The following is a 23,784-nucleotide window of genomic DNA, read 5'->3' as shown; positions in this document are numbered from 1 at the left end:
TCCTTACGGCCGGGCGGCCAGCATGCGTTCCAGGGCGATTTTCGCGTCGCCCTGCTGCTCGGCGGGCACGGTGATCCGGTTGACCACGCGCCCGGCGACCAGCTCCTCCAGCACCCAGGCCAGGTAGCCGGGGTGGATGCGGTACATCGTCGAGCACGGGCAGATCACCGGGTCCAGGCAGAAGATGGTGTGCTGCGGGTATTCGGCGGCCAGCCGGTTGACCATGTTGATCTCGGTGCCGATCGCGAACACCGTCGGCTCGGTCGCGTCGGCGATCGCGCGGCGGATGTAGTCGGTGCTGCCGGCCTCGTCGGCCGCGTCCACGACCTCCATCGGGCATTCGGGGTGCACGATCACGCGCACGCCCGGGTACTCCTGCCGCGCCTTGGCGATCTGGGCCGGGGTGAAGCGCTTGTGCACCGAGCAGAAGCCGTGCCACAGGATCACCCGGGCCTCGCGCAGGGTGGCCTCGTCGTTCCCGCCCAGCGCCTTGCGCGGGGTCCACATGGGCATCTGCGCCAGCGGCACGCCCATGGCCTTGGCGGTGTTGCGGCCCAGGTGCTGGTCCGGGAAGAACAGCACGCGCCGGCCGCGCTCGAACGCCCATTCAAGCACCGTGGCGGCGTTGGAGCTGGTGCACACCAGCCCGCCGTTGCGCCCCACGAAGGCCTTCAGCTCGGCCGAGCAGTTCATGTAGGTGACCGGGATGACCGGCAGGCGGCCGTCGTCCTCCTCGTCCCGGTAGAGCTCGGTGAGCTCGTCCCAGCACCGCTGGACGCTCGGCCCGTCGGCCATGTCAGCCATGGAGCAGCCGGCGGCCAGGTTCGGCAGGATGACCGCCTGGTCGTCGCGCGAGAGGATGTCAGCGGTCTCCGCCATGAAGTGCACGCCGCAGAAGACGATCGCCTCCGCCTTGTCGCGGGTCAGCGCCGCGTTGGCCAGCTGGAAGGAGTCGCCGACGAAGTCCGCGTACTTCACCACCTCGTCGCGCTGGTAGAAGTGGCCCAGGATCACCGCGCGCTCGCCCAGGGTCTCCTTGGCCGCCAGGATGCGCGCATCCAGCTCCTGATCGCTGGCCGCCAGGTACTCCTGCGGGATGGTTCCCTGCTCCGGGTAGCCGGCCGGCACCTGGTCCTGTTCCGAGGCGCCCGGGCCGTAGCCGCCGGGGGTGTCCCATGGGTTGGATTTCAGGTCCTCCGAGCAGGTGGAGCCCGGGGCCAGCAGGTTCAGCCGCGCGATGTTCTGCGCGACCGAAGCGTTGTGCTGCGCGTTGGCCGCGTCGGTGAAGATGGTGTTGGTGCTCATGGTGCTCCCCCTTCAGGGATTCAACGGTCTAGTTGAAAAAGTGTGGTGAAGTTCGTTCTCAGCCCTGCGGCGGCTCGACCTGCAGGGGGTCGACCTGCAGCGGATCGGGCCCGTGCCCGACATAGCGGTAGAGCCGCGGCGGGCGGTGCTTGCCGCCGGCCTGGTATTCGTCGGTCGCCTCGATGCTGGCGGTCGAGTTCAGCGTGCGCCGGAAGTTCGCCGGGTCCAGCCGGCGCCCGAGGATCGCCTCGTACACCCCGCGCAGCGCCGCCAGGGTGAAGCGCTCGCCCAGTAGCCGGTGCGCGATCTGCCCGTATTCGGTTTTGTTGCGCAGCCGCCACAGCGCGTAGTCCACGATCTGGCGGTGGTCAAAGGCCATCCGCGCGATCTGCGGATCGTCGATGTCGAACCAGGCGACGTTCTCGTCGCGCACCGTCGCGCCCACCTGGTCCACGTGCATCAGCGCGAAGTAGGCGATGGTCACCAGCCGGTGCGTGGGCGAGCGGTCGATGTCCCCGAAGGTGTACAGCTGCTCCAGGTAGTTCGGCCGCAGCCCGGTGGTCTCGGCCAGCGTGCGCCCCGCCGCCTGGCCCAGCGACTCGCGCGCCCCCACCGGACCGCCGGGCAGCGCCCACAATCCGGCATGAGGCTGGCGGATGCGGCGCACCAGCGGCAGGCACAGCTTGTCCGGCCCGCCCTCGACGCCCTCGCGGATGCCGAGGATCACCGTGGACACCGCCAGCGTCGGCGGCATGTTCCGCCGCTCGTCGACGTTTGCCCAGCTTGGTACCGATGTCATCAGTTGCGATGCCCCGTTTCAGGTTTCCAGCAGTTTCCGCAGCCTTGACCGCGTTAGAGTCATTCTGACATTAAGTAGTTCGAGGCGCTAGCGCAAGACGATGTTTACCTGCTTTGTGGCCTATGATCGGATGCATGACCCTTGATCTGAATCTCCGCGTCATCCGCACAAACACCGAGGTGAGCGGACCATCCGTACTGCTCATCCACGGCTTCGCCTCATCCGGCGAATTGAATTGGGAGCGCGCTAGGTGGACGAATTATTTCACCGACCACGGCCGCAACGTCCTGCTGGTCGACCTTCCGGGCCACGGCGTCGAGCCGCACCGCAACGAAGGCAGCTGGGCCCCGAGCCAAATCCGCCAGGCGCTGGCCGCCATCGTGATCGACTTGGACGAAGGCCCTGTCGACGTGCTGGGCTACTCGCTGGGCTCGCGCCTCGCGTGGGAATTCGCCGCATGGAACCCGGACTTGGTCGAGCACCTGGTCATGGGCGGCCCGGGCGCCAACGACATGCTCGCCGGCTTCGAGATTGAGCAGGCGCGTAAATTCCTGGCCAGCGGCGAGGAGATCAACGACGACCTCACCGCATCCATCATGCAGATCGTCGCCTCCGAGCCGTCCAACGATGCCGAGGCACTCTTCAAGCTCATCGAGGGCATCAAAACCGAGCCCTTCGAACCCGAAACCAAGGTTCCTTCCACCCCCACGCTTCTGGTGGCCGGCGACCACGACGACCTGGCCACCACGATGCCCCAGCTGCGCCGCCTGCTCAAGGACGCCGGCACCCGCAACGAAGTGCTGTGGCTGGCCGGGCGCAACCACGCGAACGCCGTCACCAGCCGCGAATTCAAGGAAAAGACCTTGGAGTTCTTGGGCGCATAGCCAGAAGCGACATCTTGATTTCCACCCGGGGACCGCGTAATTCATCCAACACGGTCCCCGGAGTCTGTAGTTCTCCACATCGCGCAGTACAAAGCAGCCTCGAATCGCACAACCCACCTATCGTCAGCAGATGAATTTCTTCAGCAGCGTGCTTGAATTCTTGAATTCCATCTGGACGTGGATGACGCCCGGCGTGCAGGCGCTGGCTTCGTGGGGAGCGCTCCTGCCGGCTTCGGTCGGGTTCATCGCCGCCTTGGCCGCGTTGCGAACTTTCCGGCTTCGCACCAGAGTTGATCATGCTGACCAGTGGTGAAAGCGCGTCCAATACGGACTTGAATTGGCCAAAAGCGACTCCATAGCGGATCAGGCACTGGGATCGCTGATATTGGGAACACTCAATAGCCCGATGAAGCCGCAGCTTTCCGAGAACCCATGGTCGTCGAAACACCAGCAAGGCTCCTCGACTCCCACCCTGAAAGAAACCGTGGGCAAAGCCTTCGACCGGTTCAAAGCCTATGGGAAATTCAGGAAATCAATTCGCGATGGCTGGCTCGTATCACGACGCGAAGCCGCCATGTTGGCCTCCTTGTCCCTACTCATCTCTGATGAGATTTCGGGCGAAAGCGTTCGAACCGACGAGCTGGGACCTTCGGGCATTCAGCTTAGTACCGGCACCCGCCAGGCGATTCGGGACGGCATCGTCGACGGCTTACGCGCCGCCCGGTTGGAGTCTAGAATTGGCACCAAGACATCACGAAAATGGTGGAAATAATGGTCACGCAACGTTCCAGGCAACCTGAAGGCGTCATTCCCGGCGATGGGCCAGCCGCCGAACTGCACGTCGAAAAACGCGGCAATGACGAATACGTCATCGTCGATCCAGACAGCAACGTGCACTCAAAGGTGCTCAGCTACCTGTCAATGTTCGCCGCCAGGCAGCACGCGAAGAATGCGGTGGCTTTCTTGCCAACGATCACTCTGAGCCCGAACATGAAGGCACTACTCAAGTACCAGATCCCGGGCGAATAGCGCGCTCTGCGCCGAAGCCGCCGTCTACAGCGGCGCGTAGAACAGCAGCGTCAAATCCGGGGCCTCGGCCGGGATCAGGTTGTGCTGCTCGTAGCGGGTCAGCCCCTTGGCCGGGTGGTTGAACAGGCGCTCGCGCGTGCCGAAACCAGCCACGTCGCGCTCCTTCCAGATCGCCGCGAACTCCGGCGAGGCCGCCGACACGCGGGCGACGATGCCGCTCTCCCCCGCAGGGTTCAGCCAGCCGCGCGTCTCGGCGCGGAAGCTCCCCACGAACCCGCGGCTCTGCTCCGCCCAGTCGGGCAGCATCTGCCGCAGCGACGCATCGGTGAACACCAGCCAGAGCAGGTTCCGGTCGTCTTCCTCCAGCACCTCGATCCGCGGGTACAGCTGCGCATAGTGCACGTTCCATCCGATGATGCTCCAGTCCGCGGAGAGCAGGAACGCAGGGAAATCCAGCGCGTCCAGCAGCCGCTGCAGCGCGGGTGTCATGCCCTCGGAGGCCGCCGGAATCGTGTCGCGGTGCCCGCCGAGCGATAGCAGGTAGGCGGTCTCCACCGGGGTCAGTCGGTAGAGCCTGGCCAGCGAGTCCAGCACCTGGCGCGAGGGGTTGATGTCACGAGCCTGCTCCAGCCAGGTGTACCAGGTGACGCTGATGCCGGCCAGCGTGGCCACTTCCTCCCGCCGCAACCCGCGCAGCCGGCTGCGCCCCACCGCCGGCAGGCCGTGCGCCGCGCGGTCCGCCCGGGCCCGACGGTCCTTGAGGAAACCAGCGAGTTCCTCCCTGCGGCGCTGACTAGCAGTCATCGGAGTCCCATCGTCATCTGGTAGTAGTACTACTAGTATTGTCACCGTCTGGGTCTGCGGCAAAACCTGTGATGTGATTATGCAATGACCACACTTCGTTCCCACACCGTCACCCATGGCCGCAATATGGCAGGCGCCCGCGCCCTGTTCCGCGCGGCCGGCGTCAACGGCGCAGATCTGGGCCGCAAGCCGATCATCGCCGTGGCCAACAGCTTCACCGAATTCGTCCCGGGCCACACCCACCTGCAGCCCGTGGGCCGCATTGTCTCCGAGGCGATCACCGCCGCCGGCGGCATCCCGCGCGAGTTCAACACCATCGCGGTGGACGACGGCATCGCCATGGGCCACGGCGGCATGCTGTACTCGCTCCCGTCGCGCGATTTGATCGCCGACTCGGTCGAATACATGGTCAACGCCCACTGCGCCGACGCGCTGATCTGCATCTCCAACTGCGACAAGATCACCCCCGGAATGCTGATGGCCGCGCTGCGCCTGAACATCCCGACCGTGTTCGTCTCCGGCGGCCCGATGGAATCCGGGCGCGCCACCCTGGTGGACGGCACCGTGCGCACCCTGGATTTGGTCGACGCCATCTCCGAGGCAGTGAACGAAAACGTTTCCGACGCGGACCTGCTGCGCATCGAGGAGTCGGCCTGCCCGACCTGCGGTTCCTGCTCCGGCATGTTCACCGCGAACTCGATGAACTGCCTGACCGAAGCCATGGGCCTGTCGCTGCCGGGCAACGGCTCCACCCTGGCCACGCACACCGCGCGCAAGGACCTCTACGAGAACGCCGGCAAGCTGGTGGTGGAGATTTCCAACCGCTACTACGGCGAAGACGACGACTCCGTCCTGCCGCGCAACATCGCCACCCCGGCCGCCTTCGGCAACGCCATGGCGCTGGATATCGCCATGGGCGGCTCCACCAACACCATCCTGCACCTGCTGGCCGCCGCGATCGAGGCCGGCGTCGAATTCGGCCTGGATGAGATCGACGAGGTCTCCCGCCGCGTGCCGTGCCTGGCCAAGGTGGCTCCGAACTCGGCAGGTGCCGGCAAGATCTACTACATGGAGGACGTGCACCGCGCCGGCGGTATTCCCGCGATCCTCGGCGAGCTGCGCCGCGGCGGCCTGCTGGACGAAACCGTCCACACCGTGCACTCCAAGACCATGGGTGAATGGCTGGACGCCTGGGACATCCGCGGCGGCCATGCCGCTGAGGAATCGCTGGCCCTGTGGCACGCGGCCCCGGGCGGCGTCCGCTCCTCCACCGCATTCTCCCAGTCCGCCCAGTGGGAGGACTTGGACACCGACTCCGCCGGCGGCTGCATCCGTTCGGTCGAGCACGCCTACTCCAAGGACGGCGGCCTGGCCGTGCTGCGCGGCAACATCGCCGTGGACGGCGCCGTGGTCAAGACCGCCGGCGTGGATCCCTCCATCTGGACCTTCACCGGCCCGGCAGTGGTCTGCGAGTCCCAGGACGAGGCCGTCGAAAAGATCCTCAACAAGCAGGTCAAAGCCGGCGACGTGGTCGTCATCCGCTATGAGGGCCCCAAGGGCGGCCCGGGCATGCAGGAAATGCTCTACCCGACCTCGTTCCTCAAGGGCCGCGGCCTGGGTAAGGAATGCGCACTGATCACCGACGGCCGCTTCTCCGGCGGCACCTCGGGCCTGTCCATCGGCCACGTCTCCCCCGAGGCGGCCTCCGGCGGACTCATCGCCCTGGTCGAGGACGGCGACTTGATCTCCATCGACATCCCGACCCGCGACCTGACCCTGAACGTCTCCGACGAGGTCCTGGCCGAGCGCCGCGAACGCCTGCTTGCCACCACCGGCTACCGCCCGGCCAACCGCGAACGCGTCGTCTCCCCTGCGCTGCGCGCCTACGCCGCCATGGCCCTGTCTGCGGACAAGGGTGCAGTGCGCGACGTCGACCGCGTCGAACGTGCCCTGCGCGAGGCCGATGAACGCGCCGCCGCGGCAGAACGCACGGCAGCAACCGCCAAGGCATAACCGCACTGACAGCCGAGAAGGGCCCGGAGCATCCGATCTGGATGCTCCGGGCCCTTTGCGCCTCTGCGACCTGCGGCGATCAACGCCCGCCAGAGCACGCTGCCCCAGAAACGACAAAGGGCCTGAGACCCATTAATTCATGAGTCCCAGGCCCGCCGAGATACTTTCCCACCGCCAAATGAGCATGCATCCAACAAGACGAAATCTCTCTCCGCGCACCCCCAAGTGCAATTCCTGAACTACGCCATCCCCATGGTATGAGTTCGTTGTGCGGCTGATTTCGTCTTTCAGCAGTTAAGAGTGATTCACCTCCGCTTCGTGACGCGGTTTTCTAAAAATAATTTGTCGCCGGGAAAGATTCCGGGCCGATGTCCGATAAAAATGCATGTCAGAGGGGTATTGCGGATCGAAGATCCTTTCGTGATTCGATCAAAAATAACTCTGACGAGGGTCCAGAACTTGACGAATTCTTGAGCTTCATCATTCGGACAGCTCTCCTGAAAGTCGTCCAGCGAAGCCACCTGAACGCTTTCCACCAAGGCCTACGGTTCCATGGTCTTCCCATGGCAGTGGTTCACGGATTCATACAACTTCGCCCGACAAGAATTTAAGAACGGATGCCGCCAAGTTCATGACGGTGATGTCGAGATACAGTCGGGCCCCTCTCTGGGAGGCATCTATTCACACTTAGGTCATTGAGCGTTCCAGAGCGAACAACCCTTTCAACGCCTCGATTTTGAATCGAACTTGATCCTTATCGAACACCACTAGGATATCCAGAACTCGTAGATACTTACCCATACTGTCGGAAAGCGGAGGACAATTAAGTTATGGGTATCAGAGATATTTTCGAGAATGACGACGACTCCCACCGCCTACCGATTGAAGCACCGGGGCTGAGGGACACTGTCCAAACGACAGGTACGTGGGGCGCGGCTATTGAGCGTCAGAAGTACTTTACCGGTCCCTTGGAAGTGTTAACCGAACTCAATAAGCAGATGCCTGCCCAGGACCTGGCCGTCGGCCTCGACCAACTGGCCATGCTCAGCCGGCTCCGCAGCATGCTCGATGCCAGCGAGGCAGTCCTCATGGCGGACACCTACGAACTCTTCGCGCGAGGCGTCGCTCTCCAATCCAGCGGCGACAACCGCATTCAAGCGGATGGCGAACCTACCCCTGAACAACTTGAGCAAATGGGCGTCTCCGCCGATGACATTCTGGCGAACTTGTCTGCAGGCTACTATCGCGTCACCCCGCACGACCAAGACGTTGCGCGCTCCTCGTTCATTGCCGAAGCATCCATCGCGATGAGAGACACTGACAATCACATTTCCAATAAACTCACCATGGCTGAAGGTTTGCGGCACCTATGCCATGAAACCTTGAATGCTCTGAGCGCCGGTGAAATTACGACTCAGCCTGCACGCGAGATCATCAAGAATGCTCAAGACCTCGAAACTGAAGACGTGCACCGCATGGAGGAACTCCTGCTGCCATTTGCCAAACACGCCCCCGACTCGGCTGTCCGGCAACGGGCACGTCGGCTTCACGAAAAGATGCACCCCAAGCCAATCGACGAACGCCACAAAGATGCTAAAGAAACCCGGGATATGCGTTGGTGGATCGAGAAAGACGGCATAGCGGTCGCACAGCTTCGCGGCCCCGTGGAAGATATCATTTCAGTGGTAAACACCGTCGAGCATCATGTTGTTTCGAATGCTGATCCCGAAGATCCCCGAACACGCGGTCAATTACGATACGACACACTGAGGGACGCTTTGCTGGACGGTTGGCCTGAGGGCGGCGGTAGCACTCTGAAAACCAAGGTGGCCGTAACGATTCCGGCGGTCGAGATGCTGGCAGACCCTCGAAAGGCATTGGCAGACCTCGAAGGATACGGTCCAATCCCGATTGGAACGGCTTTGAAACTGGCGGCGCACGCCCCATCGATGCTTCGATTGCTGACTGACCCGTGGACTGGGGCCGTTATCGACGTCGACCGCAAGAAGTACAGCCCACCGCAAGCTCTTCGAGACCTGCTGAGATTCCGGGATACGCAGTGCCAGTTCCCGGGATGCAACCGCTTGCCTGAGCGATCCGAAGTTGAACACATCGATGACTGGGCCAAAGGCGGCGGAACCAACCGCACCAACACCAAGCTTTGCTGCAAACGACACCAGATGTTCAAGCATGCTTTGGGCTGGAACTACACTTACCTCCCCGATGGCTCGGTCATGTGGCGCACTCCTCATGGGCAGACATGCATCGAGATTCCAGGATCAGTGACGAGCGTTCAGAACTTCGATTTCAACGCAGATCGCGCACCGCAACGTCTGGACGTCGAACTCACAGACCGTGTAAGGAAAGTTCTGGGGTACGAATTCGAAGAACCGCCCGAATTAGATGCGAACTAGCTCTTGCGAGTTTCCAAAACGGGAGTGTTGCCCCATTCCACAGCCTCATCGCGTTGAGCTTAGATATGGATTCAAGGTATAAAGCACCAGGTCAATTGGCCTGTTCCAGTGGTTCGAATGCAGTTGTGCACCGCGAATAGTTCCTTGCCTCGCATGAACGGATTATTGGTTCAATGAACCGTGGCAGTTCGCCTACGGTTCCTGCATTTGCTCCGATCGAGTAAAAGCAACCTATCAAATGAACAAAAATTCTGTTCGTTTTCACCGCGTAGTCAGCTGTAGCCGACTCTAGTCATTTGCCTCAACCCGCAGGTGTTCACCAATATCAGCACGTACAGCTCGTTGCTTTGAACGCGCCGTACGCAGCCTACCCTGATACCCCGGTAGGCACCGATGTGAACAATTATTCTGTTCACTTTCCGCCATCATGCCCTCTGAATCTGAATTATCCTCGTGTTCGGGTTGCATGGATTCATGAAAGATACGTCCGGAATGATGAGTTCCAGAAGTAAGTAGATGTACCGTGTCAATACAACTGCCTAACACCAGCGGATTGCAGCATGAGCATTATTTTTGTTCATGGGCAGGACGGGGCTTCCGGATCGACAAGTGCCGGACGTTTACCTGAGCGTCTCGAATGAACGACGAATCATCAAGTTTGGTACGGGTTTCCGCGCCCACCCTGCGCCTCGCCTGCTACAGGTGCAACGAGGAACATCTGATATTCGAGAGTCACACCGGCCTGCGAAACGCGTCATCAGGAACTGAACACATTTTCTGTTCAATTTTCACCAACAGTTCGCCTGTGGCCCATGACGACTTCTCCCTGCAGTCGAACCACCACGCCAAGATAGAAGCATCTTGGCAGGTACGGGCAGACCGAGATGAACACCGTGAAAGTCGCACACAAACCGAGATCAAATATTCACTGGCGCTCAATCGACGATGAGTTTCATATGCCTCTGGCTCCTCGCGTTACGGCACCATGAAAAGTTTGACTCCCTGTCGAAACCCACGGAATCGCAGGGATTCGGGGCTATTGATCCAGTCCGAGAAAGCAATTGTGGATTGCCATCTTGACAGTCCATGAGATTGAGCGCACACTGATCGTATACGATTTGATGTACGAGATCATGTACGACGAAAGTGGGCAATTCACCGATGAGCACTCCGATTCCGGTCACCGAGGAAACCTTCAGCCAGGCAGGTAAGGTCCTGGCCGTACACCTGAGCTACTCTTCGCGTGCAGCGCAGCGCGGTCGCACCCCGAAGTTCCCAAGCTACTTCATGAAGGCTTCGAGCTCCCTGGCAGCCACCAACGGCACCGTCGAGCGTCCGGCCGGCACTGAGCTGCTGGCTTTCGAAGGCGAGATCGCACTGATCATCGGCAAGGCAGCCCGCCGCGTTTCCGTCGAGGATGCCTGGGGCTACGTCGGCTCCATCACCGCGTCGAACGATCTGGGCGTGCACGACATGAAGTACGCCGACAAGGGCTCGAACATCCGCTCGAAGTCCGGCGACGGCTACACCCCGCTGGGCCCGGTCGCACTGGATGCCGCCACCGTCGACCCGGCCAAGCTGCGTGTGCAGACCTGGGTCAACGGCGAGATCGCCCAGGACGCAGACACCTCCGAGCTGCTGTTCTCCTTCGCGCAGATTGTCGCCGACCTGTCCCAGCAGATGACCCTGCTGCCGGGCGACATCATCCTGACCGGCACCCCTGCCGGCTCCACCGTTTTCTTCCCGGGCGACGTCGTCGAGGTCGAGGTCACCGACCTGGTTTCCGGCGCCACCACCGGCAAGCTGAAGACCACCGCCGTTGAGGGCACCGCGACCTTCGCCGACTTCGGCAACCAGCCAAAGGTCACCGATAAGGACAAGGAAGACGCCTACGGCGACCGCGAGTCCGCCGGCCTGGCCCCGAAGCTGACCGGCAAGGACGTGCTGACCGACGCCATCCGCGAGCAGCTGGCCTCCGTCGCGACCGCCACCCTGTCCGGCACCATGCGCAAGCACGGCATGAACAACGTGAACATCGAAGTTTCCGGCGCCACCAAGGGCATGCAGCGCGTGATCGGCACCGCCGCCACCCTGCGCTACATCCCGAACCGCGAGGACCTCTTCAAGGCCCACGGCGGCGGCTACAACATGCAGAAGCAGGCCATCGACGCGGTCAAGGACGGCGAAATCCTGGTCATGGAGGCCCGCGGCGAGACCGGTTCGGCCACCCTGGGCGACATCCTGGCCCTGCGTTCGCAGCAGCTGGGCGCGGCGGCCATCATCTCCGACGGCGGCGTGCGCGACCTGGATGCCGTGAGCAACCTGGAGATCCCGGTCTTCCACAACGGACCGCACCCGGCAGTGCTCGGCCGCAAGCATGTGGCCTGGGACCGCGACATCACCGTGGCCTGCGGCGGCGTCTCGGTGCAGCCCGGCGACGTGATCGTGGCCGACTCCGACGGCATCGTGGTGATCCCGCCGGCAATGGTCGAGCAGATCGCCGCCGAGGCCGCAGCCACCGAGGAGAACGACGAGTTCATCTTCGCCATGGTCAAGCGCGGCCACGGCATCGGGGGCCTGTTCCCGATGAACGCCGAATGGAAAACCAAGTTCAACGCCTGGAAGGACGCAGGCAGCCCGGACCTGGACTCATGGGCGCTGTAATGACCGCCTCCAAGTCCGAGGCCGCCTACCAGCTGGTCTCCGAGCGCATCGTCAACGGCGCCTACTCCCCGGGCTACCGCCTGGTGCTGGGCACCATTGCCGACGAACTGGGCTGCTCCGTGGTCCCGGTGCGCGAAGCGATCCGCCGGCTGGAAGCCGAAGGACTGGTGCACTTCACCCGCAACGTCGGGGCGACCGTCGCCCACGTGGATTCCACGCTCTACCTGCACACCATGCAGACCCTGATGATCATCGAGCCGGCAGCCACCGCCCTGGCAGCCGACGCGATGGACGCGGCATGGCTGGCCGAGGCGCGGAAGCTGAACGATGCGATGCGCCAGTGCCTGGAGGACTTCGATCCGGTCGCGTTCACCCGGATGAACACCGAGTTCCACAAGCTGCTCTACGGCCAGTGCCCGAATCCGCACATCCTGGACCTGGTCCAGCGCGGCTGGCGCCGGCTGGCGGCGATGCGGGCCAGCTCCTTCACCCACATCCCTTCGAGGGCCAAGGCCAGCGTCGAGGAACACGAGGCGCTGCTGGAACTGATCGCGAACCACGCCACCCCGGCGCAGATCGAGACGGCGGCCCGCAAGCACCGCGCCAACACGCTTAACGCCTACCTGCAGTCCGCGGGCATGCCGCCCAGCGTGATCTAACCACCCAAGATTTCCAATAAACAGTCCGGTGACAGCACCGGAACTAGCACGAAAGGAATTGCCATGAGCAAGCACTTCGTACCGGAGAACCTCCCTACCCACCTGCAGCACTACATCAACGGCGAATTCGTCGACTCCATCGGCGGCGAGACCTTCGACGTCCAGGAGCCGGTGACCAACACCAACTACGCCACCGTCGCCTCGGCCCAGCCGCAGGACGTGGACCTGGCCGTCGCAGCCGCAAGCAAGGCCTTCCAAGAAGGCCCGTGGTCCAAGATGCTGCCGCGCGAGCGTTCCCGCGTGCTGCACAAGATCGCTGACATCGTCGAGTCGCGCGACGACGAGCTGGCGCTGCTGGAGTCCTACGACTCCGGCCTGCCGATCACCCAGGCCAAGGGCCAGGCCCGTCGCGCAGCCGAAAACTTCCGCTTCTTCGCCGACCTGATCGTCGCCCAGGTGGACAACACCTTCCGCGTTCCCGGCCGCCAGATGAACTACGTGAACCGCAAGCCGATTGGTGTCGCCGCGCTGATCACCCCGTGGAACGTGCCGTTCATGCAGGAGTCATGGAAGCTGGCCCCGGCCATCGCCACCGGCAACTCCGTGGTCCTGAAGCCTGCCAGCTACACCCCGCTGTCCGCAGTGCTGTGGCCGGAAATCTTCCGCGAGGCAGGCCTGCCAGACGGTGTCTTTAACCTGATCTTCGGTTCCGGCGGCGTGGCCGGCGACTACCTGGTCAAGCACCCGGACGTCCCGCTGGTCTCCTTCACCGGCGACTCCTCGACCGGTGCCACCATCTCCACCGCGGCCGCGCCATTCTTCAAGGGCCTCTCGCTGGAGCTGGGCGGCAAGTCCCCGGCCGTCGTCTTCGCCGACGCCGACCTGGAAGCCGCGCTGGACGCCACCGTCTTTGGTGTGTTCTCGCTGAACGGCGAACGCTGCACCGCCGGCTCCCGCGTGCTGGTTCAGCGCGACATCTACGACGACTTCGTCGCCAAGTTCGCCGAACGCGCCAAGAACATCCGCGTCGGCCTGCCGAGCGACCCGAAGACCGAGGTCGGCTCGCTGGTTCACCCGAACCACTTCGACAAGGTCATGAGCTACATCGAGATCGGCAAGAACGAAGGCCGTCTGCTGGCCGGCGGCGGCCGCGCCGAGGGCTTCGAGGAGGAGGGCAACTACGTCGCCCCGACCGTCTTCGCCGACGTCGCACCGGATGCGCAGATCTTCCAGGACGAAATCTTCGGCCCGGTTGTTGCCATCACCCCGTTCGACACCGACGAGGAAGCCCTGGAACTGGCCAACAACACCAAGTACGGCCTGGCCGCCTACGTCTGGACCTCGAACCTGAAGCGCGCACACAACTTCGCGCACCAGATCGACTCCGGCATGGTGTGGCTGAACTCGAACAACGTCCGCGACCTGCGCACCCCATTCGGCGGCGTGAAGGCCTCGGGTCTGGGCCGCGAGGGCGGCTACCGTTCGGTGGACTTCTACACCACCCAGCAGTCCATTCAGATCACCCTGAACGAAGCCCACTCGCCGAAGTTCGGCGTCTAGGCAGCACCAGCTTCCCTCCAATAAATTTTCTTGCTTGCAAAGGAGCACATCATGAGCAACGAAATTCCCAAGCCAGTCGCACCAGCACCGGATATCCTGCGCTGCGCCTACGCCGAACTGGTCGTCACCGACTTGGCCAAGTCCCGCAACTTCTACGTGGACGTCCTGGGCCTGCACGTGTCCTACGAGGACGAGAACCAGATCTACCTGCGCTCCTTCGAGGAGTTCATCCACCACAACCTGGTGCTGACCAAGGGCCCGGTGGCCGCGCTGAAGGCCATGGCCTTCCGCGTGCGCACCCCTGAGGACGTCGACAAGGCCGAGGCCTACTACCAGGAGCTGGGCTGCCGCACCGAGCGCCGCAAGGACGGCTTCGTCAAGGGCATCGGCGATGCGCTGCGTGTCGAGGATCCGCTGGGCTTCCCGTACGAGTTCTTCTTCGAGACCACCCACGTCGAGCGCCTGCACATGCGCTACGACCTGTACTCGGCCGGCGAACTGGTCCGCCTGGACCACTTCAACCAGGTCACCCCGGACGTTCCGCGCGGCCGCAAGTACCTCGAGGACCTGGGCTTCCGCGTCACCGAGGACATCCAGGACGACGAGGGCACCACCTACGCAGCCTGGATGCACCGCAAGGGCACCGTGCACGACACCGCCCTGACCGGCGGCAACGGCCCGCGCCTGCACCACGTGGCCTTCTCCACCCACGAGAAGCACAACATCATCCAGATCTGCGACAAGATGGGCGCCCTGCGCATCTCGGACCGGATCGAGCGCGGCCCGGGCCGCCACGGCGTGTCCAACGCGTTCTACCTGTACATCCTGGATCCGGACAACCACCGCATCGAGATCTACACCCAGGACTACTACACCGGCGACCCGGACAACCCGACCATCACCTGGAACGTCCATGACAACCAGCGCCGCGACTGGTGGGGCAACCCGGTTGTGCCTTCGTGGTACACCGAGGCCTCCAAGGTCCTGGACCTGGACGGCAACGTGCAGGAGATCATCGAGCGCACCGACGACTCCGAACTGGAAGTCACCATCGGCGCCGACGGCTTCTCCTTCACCCGCGCGGGCGACGAGGACGGCTCGTACCACGGCCAGGCTTCGAAGGGCTTCAAGCTGGGCAACCAGCTCTAGACCCTTCGCTACCGCGTAGCCCTTCCCTGGCTACTACGTGGAGAACTGCGGTTCGCACTTCGGTGCGGGCCGCAGTTCTTTTTTGTTTCCCAGGCCGTTGCCTGGGCCCCTCGCGGTCAGGAAACCAGCGCGGCCAGCCGCCCGATCTCCAGGCCCCCGGCGTCGCAGACGATGAGCTGCCCGTCGGCCTCGCGCGCTCTGGCGAGCCTGGAGAGCCAGGTGTCCACGCCCTGGCAATACATCATGGTGCTGGCCATCTGCGAAAAGAGGTAGCCATCGCCCTCGGCGCGCCACGAGCCCATGAGCCGGTTGCAGCCATCCGAACCGCTCACCCGGCCACCCGCCCAGAGCACCAGCGACGGTTGCCCGGGTTCTTCGCCGCCCCACTGCCCGATCATTTTTTCATCCATGCTTCCGAGGGTAGCGTCTCGTCCCGGAATGACGGCGGCCGGGGATTGTGTCGCCCCTGCTTGCTAGCGTGGGAACCAGCAGAACACCGGGCATATCACGAGGAGCGCAATGGAGCACAGGAATACCGCCGCAGGCGGGGAAGATCTCGTGGAGCTGGCCCGCACCATCGCCACGAAGGCTCACCAGGGCCAGACGGACAAGCTCGGCGCGGCCTACATCGGCCATCCGGCCCGGGTCGCGGGGCATGCCCGGCGCCTGGGCGGGGACGACTACGCCGTGGCGGCGGCGTGGCTGCACGACGTGGTCGAAGACTGCGGCGTGACCACTAGGGACCTGCGCGCGGCCGGAATCCCCCAGGAGGTCTGCGACGCCGTGGTGCGGCTAAGCAAGGTTCCGGGGCAGGCCCTGGAGGAGTACTGCGCGGCGGTGAAGGCCGACCCGCTGGCGCTGCTGGTCAAGCGCGCCGATCTGGCCGACAACACCGACCCGGAACGCACCGGCCTGCTGCCGGCGGATACCCGCTCACGGCTGGCGGCGAAGTATGAGCGCACCCGCGCGCTGCTGGGGATCGCCGGCTGACCCGGACGGCGCCCCATTGACATTGGGGTGCATTGGGCAAGACTGGGAGCATGGCTCACCAGTCGCACCAAGGATACCGGGACCGCAGCCACGCCGGCGCGGCGCTGGGCATGGCGCTGGCCGCCGAGCTGCCTGCGGGCGAGTACACCGTGCTGGGGCTGCTGCGCGGAGGGGTCCCGATCGCCGCCGAGGTGGCGCGCAGCCTGGACGCGACGCTCGGAGCGCTGGCGGTGCGCAAGCTCGGGGTGCCGAGCAACCCGGAGATCGCCTTCGGGGCGATCGCCAGCTACGGCGCGTCCTCGGGTCGCTACCTCAATCCGGAAATCCACCGAAGGGCGTTGCGCTACTTTGGCGAGTCCGAGCTTGAAACCCTGGAAACCACCGCCACCCGGGAACTGATGTCCCTGGCCGAGCAGTTCAAGCCTTTCGCCCCTCCGCTCCAGGGCCGGCACGTCATCCTGTGCGACGACGGCATCGCCACCGGGGCAACCATGATGGCGGCGCTGGACCTGGTCTGGCGGCTGAAGCCGGGGATGGTGGTCGTCGCCGCCCCGGTGGCGCCCTCGGAGCTGGTGCAGAACCTGGCTTATCCGGCCGACCGGGTGGTCATCGACATGGTCCCAGGTGACTTCCGGGCGGTTGGCGCCTACTACCAGGATTTCGGACCGGTGGAACGCGAAGAGGTGCTGCGGCTGCTGCGCGCGGCCGGGAATTAGGCGGGGCCGGCAAGCCACCTAGAATTGGGGGCATGACTGCAACGCTCGTCGCCAAGGACCTCACCGGCGGCCACGCCCACCGGACCCTCTTCTCGCACCTGGATTTCACCGCCGCCCCGGGCGACGTGTACGGGGTGGTCGGGGTGAACGGCGCCGGCAAGAGCACGCTGCTGCGGCTGCTGGCCGGGGTGGACGAACCGCAGGGCGGCTCGGTGTCCACCGCGCCGGACGGTGCGTTCATCGGCTGGCTGCCCCAGGAGCACGAGCGCTTCGCCGGCGAGGACATCGCCGGCTACCTGGCCCGGCGCACCGGCTGCGCCCAGGCCACCGAGGCCATGGAGTCCGCCGCGCAGGACATGGCCGATGCCATCCCCGGGGCGGACGACGCCTACGCCGCCGCGTTCGAGACCTGGATGGCCTCCGGCGCCATGGACCTGGAGGACCGGATCCCCGAAACGCTGGCCGAGCTGGGCTTCACCCTGCCGCTGGACACCGGGACCGCGGCGCTGTCCGGAGGGCAGATGGCCCGCGTCGCGCTGGCCGCCCTGCTGCTCTCCCGCTTCGACGTGGTGCTGCTCGACGAGCCGACCAACGACCTGGATCTGGAGGGGCTCGAACGGCTGGAGCAGTTCATCATGGCGCTGCGCGCCCCGGTGATGCTGGTTTCGCACGACCGCGAGTTCCTGGCCCGCTGCACCACCGGCATCATCGAACTCGACCTGGCGCAGCAGCAGGTCGCCGTCTACGAGGGCGGCTACGACGCCTACCTGGACGAGCGCGCGGTGAGCCGCCGCCATGCGCGCGAGGCCTACGACGAGTTCGCCGGGAAGAAGGCGGACCTGGTCTCCCGCGCCCGCACCCAGCGCGAATGGTCCTCGCAGGGCGTGCGCAACGCCATGCGCAAGGCGCCGGACAACGACAAGATCCGCCGCCGCGCCAACAGCGAATCCTCGGAAAAGCAGGCGGCCAAGGTGCGCCAGATGGAATCGCGCATCAAGCGGCTGGACGAGGTGGCCGAGCCGCGCAAGGAATGGGTGCTTCAGTTCTCCATCGCCGACGCCCCGCGCGGCTCCTCGGTGCTGTGCACGCTGAACCAGGCGCAGCTCGCGCTGGGCGGCTTTGCGTTCGGTCCCGTCAGCGTGCAGGTCAACGCCGGGGACCGGATCGGCATCACCGGGCCGAATGGCGCCGGCAAGTCCACGCTGCTGAACCTGTTGCTGGGCCGGCTGGCCCCGGATGCCGGAACGTCGGCCCTGGGCGCCTCGGTGATGATCGGCGAAATCGACCAGGCGCGCAGCCAGCTGCCCGCGGCCCTCCCGCTGGGCGAGGCCTTCGAGGCGGCGGTGCCGGAGTACGCCGCGGCCGAGGCGCGCACGCTGCTGGCCAAGTTCGGGCTCAAGGCGGAGCAGACCGCGTCCCCGGTGGGCAAGCTCTCCCCCGGCGAACGCACCCGCGCCTCGATGGCGCTGCTGCAGGCGCGCGGGGTGAACCTGCTGGTGCTCGACGAACCCACCAACCACCTGGACCTGCCGGCCATCGAGCAGCTCGAGGAGGCGCTGGAGGCCTACCAGGGGGCGCTGCTGCTGGTCACCCACGACCGGCGCATGCTCCAGAACGTGCGGCTCGACGCCCGCTGGCAGGTGCAGGACGGGAAGCTGGCCGCGGGGATCTAGTTCGGCCGAGTCATAGACCAGTCGGCTCCCAGCAATCTGCCGTAGAGTGAATCGTAGAGGAGCCGAGACTTTCAGTTCTTTACGACTGAAACGTCGCCAGCTGCCAAAGCCAAGGACCCATCTTGAGTAGCACTCCAGTTTTGCCATCGACTGCACCCACGGTGAAACCCGGTGATCCCAAAAGCTTCTTCCACGTCAAACAACTCGTCAGCCAAGCAGGACTGATCCGCCGCCGCCCCGGACACTACCTGGGCATCAGCATCGTCCTGACCACACTGCTAGCCGGCACCATCACCGGCATGGTACTGCTGGGCGAGAGCTGGTTCCAACTGCTCATGGCCGCCGCCCTGGGACTGCTGCTCACCCAATTCGCCTTCCTGGCCCACGAAGCAGCACACCGCCAAATCCTGGCCTCCGGCAAAACCAACGACAAACTCGGCCGCTTCCTGGCCAACATCGTGGTCGGCATCAGCTACCAGTGGTGGATGAACAAACACAACAAACACCACGCCACCCCCAACACCATCGGCAAGGACCCGGACATCGAATGGGACACCATCTCATTCCAGCCCGCCGACGCCCAACGCCAACGCGGCCTGCTCAAATGGATCACCCAGCGCCAAGGCTACCTCTTCTTCCCGCTGCTGACCCTCGAAGGGCTGAACCTGCACGCCCAGTCGATCAAGTACCTGTTCCTCGGGGACCGCGTCAAGCACCGCCGCCGCGAAATCATCTCGATCTTCACCCGCATCGCCCTGTACCTGGGCGCGGTCTTCCTCTTCCTCCCGGTCGGCATGGCCTTCGCCTTCCTCGGCGTGCAGCTGGCCGTCTTCGGCGTCTACATGGGAGCCTCCTTCGCCCCCAACCACAAGGGCATGCCAATGGTCCCCGCCGACGCCCGCATCGACTTCTTCTCCCGCCAGGTACTCACCGGACGCAACGTGATGGCCCGCACCGGCTTCGGCAACAGGGTGCTCTCCCACGTCTACGGCGGCCTGAACTACCAGGTGGAACACCACCTGTTCCCCTCGATGCCACGCGCCAACCTGGCCGGGGTATCGAACATCGTGCGCGCCTACTGCGCCGAGCACCAGATCCCCTACACCGTGGCCAGCGTGCGCGAATCCTACGCCCAGGTCATCACCTACCTGAACAAGGTCGGCCTCTCGGCCCGCGACCCGTTCGACTGCCCAATGGTCTCCGGCTACCGCATCAGCTAGAGGCCGGCGGGCCTGTCGCGGCCCCCGGCTACTTGCTGCGCGTCAGCGCGCCGATCTGGTCGCCCTTGGCATCCGAGAAGGTCATCTTCTCGCCGGAGATCGTTGCGGTGGCCGCGCCGCTGAGCCAGGAATCGACGCCCTCGCAGTACATCATGGTGCTGCCCATGGCCCCGAGGTCCACCACGCCGTCCTTCTGCGTCCACTGCCCGACGAGGTTGTTGCAGCCGTCGCTGCCGCTGATCTTCCCGTCCGATCCCAGGTTCATCCAGGGCTGGCCCTCGGCCTCGACGCCCCAGGTCCCGTCCGGGCTCGCTGGGGCTTCCGCGGCCGGGCCGCTGCTCGATCCGCAGGCGGCCAGGCCCAGCGCCAGCGCTCCCGCCGCCATCAATGCTGCAAGTCGTTTCATGTTTTCCAGCTTAAGCCACGCATAGGACGCTGACCAGCGCAATCGCCGATGCGCGCTGCCGCTTCGGCCCGCCGTCCGGGCCAGGCTAGTGCAGCCGGGCGCCGTGGTGGTCGTGGCGCCAATCGGCCACGGCGACCCAGAGCGTGGCGATGACCAGCGCGCCGGTGGCGGCGAAGGACAGCGTCATCGCCAGCGGGTAGCCGACCACCTGGTTCATGCCGTAGAACACGGCGGTGATCACCGCGATGCCCACTGCCGTGCCGACGCGCTGCGAGGTCTGCATCAGCCCGCCGGCGGAGCCCGAGTTCTGAACGGGCACCTCCATCAGGGTCAACGCCTGGTTCGGCGAGATGATGAAGCCCTGGGCGGCGCCGATGAACGCCAGCGAGAGCAGCATCCACCAGATGCTCACGATGCCCCGCGACTCCAGCTCGACCACCGCCACGGTGGCGGCCAGGCCGAACAGCGCGCTGATCGTGCCGCCGATGACCAGCCGGCGCCCGGCGGTCATCACGTAGCGGCCGGCGACGTTCGAGCTCAGCGCCGACAGCAGCGCAGCGGGCAGGGCGATCAGCCCCGCCTGGAGGGCGCTGAAGCCCAGCGCCTGCTGGGTGTAGACGGCCACCAGCACCCAGACGCTGGACACGCCCATGAAGTACAGGCCGGCGATCACGGTGCCGTTGGTGAAGCTGCGCACCTTGAACAACGCCAAGTCCACCATCGGGGCCGCGCCGCGCGCCTTGTAGCGCTTCTCCCACCCGGCCCACAGGAACATGAACAGCAGCGCCACCGGCAGCAGCGTCCACAGCCACGGGTTCTCGCGGCCCTGCACGAAGGGGAAGAGGAAGGCGAAGATGCCCAGCGCCAGCAGCAGCCCGCCCACCGGGTCCAGTTCCAGCCTGCCGGCGGGCTTGGTGAACAGCGGGCGCGGCAGCCAGATGACCGCCAGCGTCATGGCGATGATGCCGATCGGCACGTTGATGAGGAAGGTAGAGCGCCAGCCGGCCTCGGTCCCCAGCCAGTTGATCAGCACGCCGCCCATGACCGGGCCGATGGCCACGGAGAAACCGACGACGGTGCCCAGCAGCCCGTACGCGCGGCCGCGTTCGGCGCCGCTGAAGTGCTGCTGGATCAGGCCCATGACCTGCGGGTTGAGCAGGCCGGAGCCGACGCCCATGATGAAGCGGGCAATGTTCAGCACCAGCGGGTCGGCCGCGAGCCCGGCCAGCACGGACGCCAGCGTGAAAATCACGACGCCGGCGATGAACATCATGCCGCGGCCCAGCAGGTCCCCGGCACGCCCGGCGGCCACCAGCACCACGCCGAAGGTCAGCGCGTAGCCGGCGAGCACCCACTGCATGTCTGCCTCGGTGGCGTGCAAAGTGGATTCGATCGAGGGAAGCACCACGTTGACGATGCTCACCGAGACCAGCGACATGAACATGACCGCCAGCAACACGCACAGCAGCTTCCAGCGTCCGGCCGGCGTGAGCGCCTCGGGGCCAGGGACGGCGGTGGCGGGCCCGGCCACGGCGGTCAGTGGCGGGTCGTGCGGGTGCTGAATGGAAGGCATGGCAACTTTCGGACAACGGCTGGCAGGGCTGGTTCGCTGCGCGCCGCGACCGCCCGGCGGTCCATCGCACGCTCTAGGTACAGCGCCCGCCGGGCCCGGGATATTCCCCCGCAGCGGTTGCGGGGCCGGGGTCCGAACCGATCAGCGGGCGTTCGGCAGCGAATCAAGCATGGCCTGGATGGTGAGGATGCGCATCTGGAGCAGCTCCTCGAACAGGTCGTCGTTGTCCATGCCCGGCAGCGTCAGGGATTCGCGCACCAGCGGGGCCTCGGCCTCGGGGTAGCGGTCGAGCCAGGCCTGCGGAACCACCCGGGAGATGTAGTCGTTCTGGGCCTCCGGAACGCGGTCGAAATAGTAGTCCGCCTGCAACGCGAAGGACATGATGTCGCGGCTGAACGCGCGGACCAGCGCCAGCGCCTGCGGCATGCTGAATCCCATTTCCGTGTAGAAGCGCAGCAGCCGTTCCATCATCTCGATGAAGCGCGGGCCGCCGTCCACCACCACGCGTTCGGTGATCGGGACGACAGCAACCCATGGATAGGTGCGGTACAGCGCCCGGCTGACCCGGTAGAACTTCTTCACGGTGTCGCGCCAGTTCACCGGATCGAACTCCAGCAGCGGGGTGCTGCGGATGAACAGCTCCACCGCCATGTTCACGACGTCCTGCCGGTCGCTCACGTAGTTGTACAGCGCCCGCGAGGTCGCGCCGAATCGCGCCGCCAGGCCGTTCATGGTGAGTGCCGTGAAGCCTTCGGCGCCGATGATCTTCAGCGCTTCGGCCGCAATGGCCTCCTTGGTGATGGGTACCAGGGAGGCGTCCTTGCGCGGGCGTCCCCGTCCGCGCTTGACCGGGGTCTCGTCCCGGGGTAGATCCACGTCGCTCATGCGACCAGCCTTTCACAAAGTTCGACGTCCAGCATCCTGCACAGGCCTTCCCTACAGCAGCGCCAAGAGATTCCGCGCCCGTTCATGCCACATTCCCGCGGCCAGGGCCAGGTGGCCGACGGCGAAGGACATCGCCCCGGCAAGCCACGGCCACAGCAGCGGCGCTTCGAAGGTGCCCGGCAGCGCGGCGATGAAGCCGGCGGCCATGACCAGCAGGCCGGTGGCGATCAGGGCGATGTTGGCCCAGCGCCGGCGCAGCGGGAGCAGCAGCGCAAGCACCGCGAGCGCCGCGGCCGGAGCGAGGATCAGCCACACGTTGCCGGTGAACCCCTGCACGCCACGGTAGGTCGTGTAGCCGATGGACGCAAGCAGTGCCACGGCGGCGCAGACCAGCCAGGCCGGGCCGGGCCGGGCCATCGACCCGCGCATCATCAGCAGCGGGGTGAAGGCCTGGGCCCAGAGCAGCACCGCCAGCGGGATGAGGAATGCGCCCAGGCTCGCCAGTCCCAGCACGCAGGCGGCGGTGGTCGCCAGCGCGCCGACGATCTGCAGCACCAGCCCCGGCGTCCCGTGCACGACCAGCGGCAGCAGGCTGAACAGCGCCGGGATGAAGGCGAAGAACATGACCGCCGATCCCAGGGAGAGTTCCAGCTCCGCAAGTGCGCCGAACATCGAACCCCCGACATAGCCGAAGGACAGCGGCTCGACGAGCGCGACGAAGTGCGAGCCGAGCACCAGCAGCCCGGCGGTGAGCACCGACAGCGCGAAGATCGGCCAGGCCAGGATGCGGGTCAGGAACTGGCGGCCGCTGCTGACCTTGAGCTCGGTCGGTTCGGTGCGGGTGAACCCGGCGGCAACCACCGCGGGGTCCCCCAGCGAGCGCAGCAGTTCGGACTTGCGCCGGCCCTTGCCCGGAAGCCGGGAAATCTGTTCGCGGGTGTGTGCAAGAATCTCGGTGCGCTCGGCGTCGGAAAGAAAACCCAATTCCCGACGCAGCTGTTCAAGATAGTTGCGCGCGGCCCGCGGCAGATGAGATTGCAT

Annotated in this window: 22 protein-coding genes; 13 read left to right on the top strand and 9 right to left on the bottom strand. The window is 65.1% G+C overall.

What is annotated here, in order from left to right:
* Nucleotides 1–3: 3 nt before the first annotated feature.
* Together nadA and JQN66_RS06900 are read right to left on the bottom strand one after the other, a co-directional pair.
* A complete protein-coding gene (gene nadA, locus JQN66_RS06905; RefSeq protein WP_204677157.1) occupies nt 4–1,305 on the bottom strand; it encodes a quinolinate synthase NadA in 1,302 nt (433 codons plus the stop codon).
* A 58-nt stretch (nt 1,306–1,363) separates the two neighbouring features.
* Nucleotides 1,364–2,104 (bottom strand): NUDIX hydrolase, encoded by a 741-nt coding sequence (locus tag JQN66_RS06900; RefSeq protein ID WP_113607870.1) that lies wholly within the window; start codon nt 2,102–2,104, stop codon nt 1,364–1,366.
* A 134-nt stretch (nt 2,105–2,238) separates the two neighbouring features.
* On the opposite strand from JQN66_RS06900, the gene JQN66_RS06895 reads away from it, so the two are divergent.
* A complete protein-coding gene (locus tag JQN66_RS06895; protein ID WP_204677156.1) occupies nt 2,239–2,988 on the top strand; it encodes an alpha/beta fold hydrolase in 750 nt (249 codons plus the stop codon).
* A gap of 123 nt (nt 2,989–3,111) precedes the next feature.
* On the opposite strand, the gene JQN66_RS18595 is transcribed toward JQN66_RS06895, so the two are convergent.
* Nucleotides 3,112–3,234, bottom strand: a complete 123-nt coding sequence (locus JQN66_RS18595; protein WP_275439078.1) for a hypothetical protein — start codon at nt 3,232–3,234, stop codon at nt 3,112–3,114.
* A gap of 91 nt (nt 3,235–3,325) precedes the next feature.
* Between JQN66_RS18595 and JQN66_RS06890 the strand changes: the two genes are divergently transcribed.
* Entirely contained in the window at nt 3,326–3,760 is a 435-nt protein-coding gene (locus JQN66_RS06890; protein WP_204677155.1) for a hypothetical protein, read from the top strand.
* Entirely contained in the window at nt 3,760–4,017 is a 258-nt protein-coding gene (locus tag JQN66_RS06885; protein ID WP_204677154.1) for a hypothetical protein, read from the top strand. Before JQN66_RS06890 ends, JQN66_RS06885 begins: the two co-directional genes overlap by 1 nt.
* Nucleotides 4,018–4,041: 24 nt before the next feature.
* Here the strand turns inward: JQN66_RS06885 and JQN66_RS06880 are convergent, their stop codons facing one another.
* Nucleotides 4,042–4,821: a helix-turn-helix transcriptional regulator gene (locus JQN66_RS06880; protein WP_204677153.1), complete on the bottom strand. Its 780-nt coding sequence runs from the start codon at nt 4,819–4,821 to the stop codon at nt 4,042–4,044.
* Between the two features lie 84 nt (nt 4,822–4,905).
* Here JQN66_RS06880 and ilvD point away from each other — a divergent pair, with 84 nt between their 5' ends.
* The 6 genes from ilvD (at nt 4,906) to hpaD (ending at nt 15,280) form a co-directional block, all read left to right on the top strand.
* Complete coding sequence (ilvD, locus tag JQN66_RS06875; RefSeq protein ID WP_204677152.1) at nt 4,906–6,834, top strand: dihydroxy-acid dehydratase; 1,929 nt, start codon at nt 4,906–4,908, stop codon at nt 6,832–6,834.
* Nucleotides 6,835–7,664: 830 nt separating this feature from the next.
* A complete protein-coding gene (locus JQN66_RS06870; protein ID WP_204677151.1) occupies nt 7,665–9,248 on the top strand; it encodes an HNH endonuclease signature motif containing protein in 1,584 nt (527 codons plus the stop codon).
* 1,161 nt (nt 9,249–10,409) lie between these two features.
* On the top strand, nt 10,410–11,912 hold the full coding sequence (locus JQN66_RS06865; protein ID WP_204677150.1) for a fumarylacetoacetate hydrolase family protein: 1,503 nt from the start codon (nt 10,410–10,412) through the stop codon (nt 11,910–11,912).
* Nucleotides 11,912–12,571: a GntR family transcriptional regulator gene (locus JQN66_RS06860; protein ID WP_204677149.1), complete on the top strand. Its 660-nt coding sequence runs from the start codon at nt 11,912–11,914 to the stop codon at nt 12,569–12,571. The genes JQN66_RS06865 and JQN66_RS06860 overlap by 1 nt, the downstream gene beginning before the upstream one ends.
* 63 nt (nt 12,572–12,634) lie before the next feature.
* Complete coding sequence (hpaE, locus tag JQN66_RS06855; RefSeq protein WP_204677148.1) at nt 12,635–14,131, top strand: 5-carboxymethyl-2-hydroxymuconate semialdehyde dehydrogenase; 1,497 nt, start codon at nt 12,635–12,637, stop codon at nt 14,129–14,131.
* A 51-nt stretch (nt 14,132–14,182) separates the two neighbouring features.
* Entirely contained in the window at nt 14,183–15,280 is a 1,098-nt protein-coding gene (hpaD, locus tag JQN66_RS06850; protein WP_204677147.1) for a 3,4-dihydroxyphenylacetate 2,3-dioxygenase, read from the top strand.
* 116 nt (nt 15,281–15,396) lie between these two features.
* Here hpaD and JQN66_RS06845 read toward each other — a convergent pair whose 3' ends face one another.
* Entirely contained in the window at nt 15,397–15,690 is a 294-nt protein-coding gene (locus JQN66_RS06845; RefSeq protein ID WP_204677146.1) for an META domain-containing protein, read from the bottom strand.
* A gap of 109 nt (nt 15,691–15,799) precedes the next feature.
* On the opposite strand from JQN66_RS06845, the gene JQN66_RS06840 reads away from it, so the two are divergent.
* The 4 genes from JQN66_RS06840 to JQN66_RS06825 all read left to right on the top strand — a co-directional run bounded on the left by JQN66_RS06840 (nt 15,800) and on the right by JQN66_RS06825 (nt 19,879).
* Entirely contained in the window at nt 15,800–16,270 is a 471-nt protein-coding gene (locus JQN66_RS06840; RefSeq protein WP_204677145.1) for an HD domain-containing protein, read from the top strand.
* 50 nt (nt 16,271–16,320) lie between these two features.
* Complete coding sequence (locus tag JQN66_RS06835) at nt 16,321–16,986, top strand: phosphoribosyltransferase (protein ID WP_204677144.1); 666 nt, start codon at nt 16,321–16,323, stop codon at nt 16,984–16,986.
* Between the two features lie 32 nt (nt 16,987–17,018).
* Nucleotides 17,019–18,659 carry an ABC-F family ATP-binding cassette domain-containing protein gene (locus JQN66_RS06830; RefSeq protein WP_204677143.1) on the top strand — a complete coding sequence of 547 codons (1,641 nt, stop codon included), beginning with the start codon at nt 17,019–17,021 and terminating at the stop codon, nt 18,657–18,659.
* Between the two features lie 122 nt (nt 18,660–18,781).
* Nucleotides 18,782–19,879 (top strand): fatty acid desaturase family protein, encoded by a 1,098-nt coding sequence (locus JQN66_RS06825; protein WP_204677142.1) that lies wholly within the window; start codon nt 18,782–18,784, stop codon nt 19,877–19,879.
* Nucleotides 19,880–19,907: 28 nt separating this feature from the next.
* On the opposite strand, the gene JQN66_RS06820 is transcribed toward JQN66_RS06825, so the two are convergent.
* The 4 genes from JQN66_RS06820 to JQN66_RS06805 form a co-directional block, all read right to left on the bottom strand.
* Nucleotides 19,908–20,285: an META domain-containing protein gene (locus JQN66_RS06820; protein WP_204677141.1), complete on the bottom strand. Its 378-nt coding sequence runs from the start codon at nt 20,283–20,285 to the stop codon at nt 19,908–19,910.
* An 85-nt stretch (nt 20,286–20,370) separates the two neighbouring features.
* Entirely contained in the window at nt 20,371–21,858 is a 1,488-nt protein-coding gene (locus tag JQN66_RS06815; protein WP_204677140.1) for an MFS transporter, read from the bottom strand.
* Between the two features lie 141 nt (nt 21,859–21,999).
* Nucleotides 22,000–22,743 (bottom strand): TetR/AcrR family transcriptional regulator C-terminal domain-containing protein, encoded by a 744-nt coding sequence (locus JQN66_RS06810; RefSeq protein WP_188948671.1) that lies wholly within the window; start codon nt 22,741–22,743, stop codon nt 22,000–22,002.
* A 51-nt stretch (nt 22,744–22,794) separates the two neighbouring features.
* Nucleotides 22,795–23,784, bottom strand: coding sequence for an HAAS signaling domain-containing protein (locus tag JQN66_RS06805; RefSeq protein ID WP_204677139.1), 990 nt, complete (start codon nt 23,782–23,784; stop codon nt 22,795–22,797).

The organism is Glutamicibacter protophormiae, assembly GCF_016894325.1.
Lineage (GTDB): Bacteria > Actinomycetota > Actinomycetes > Actinomycetales > Micrococcaceae > Glutamicibacter > Glutamicibacter protophormiae.
Note: the sequence above shows the minus strand (reverse complement) of the source record. Positions and strands in the feature narration are given on the sequence as shown.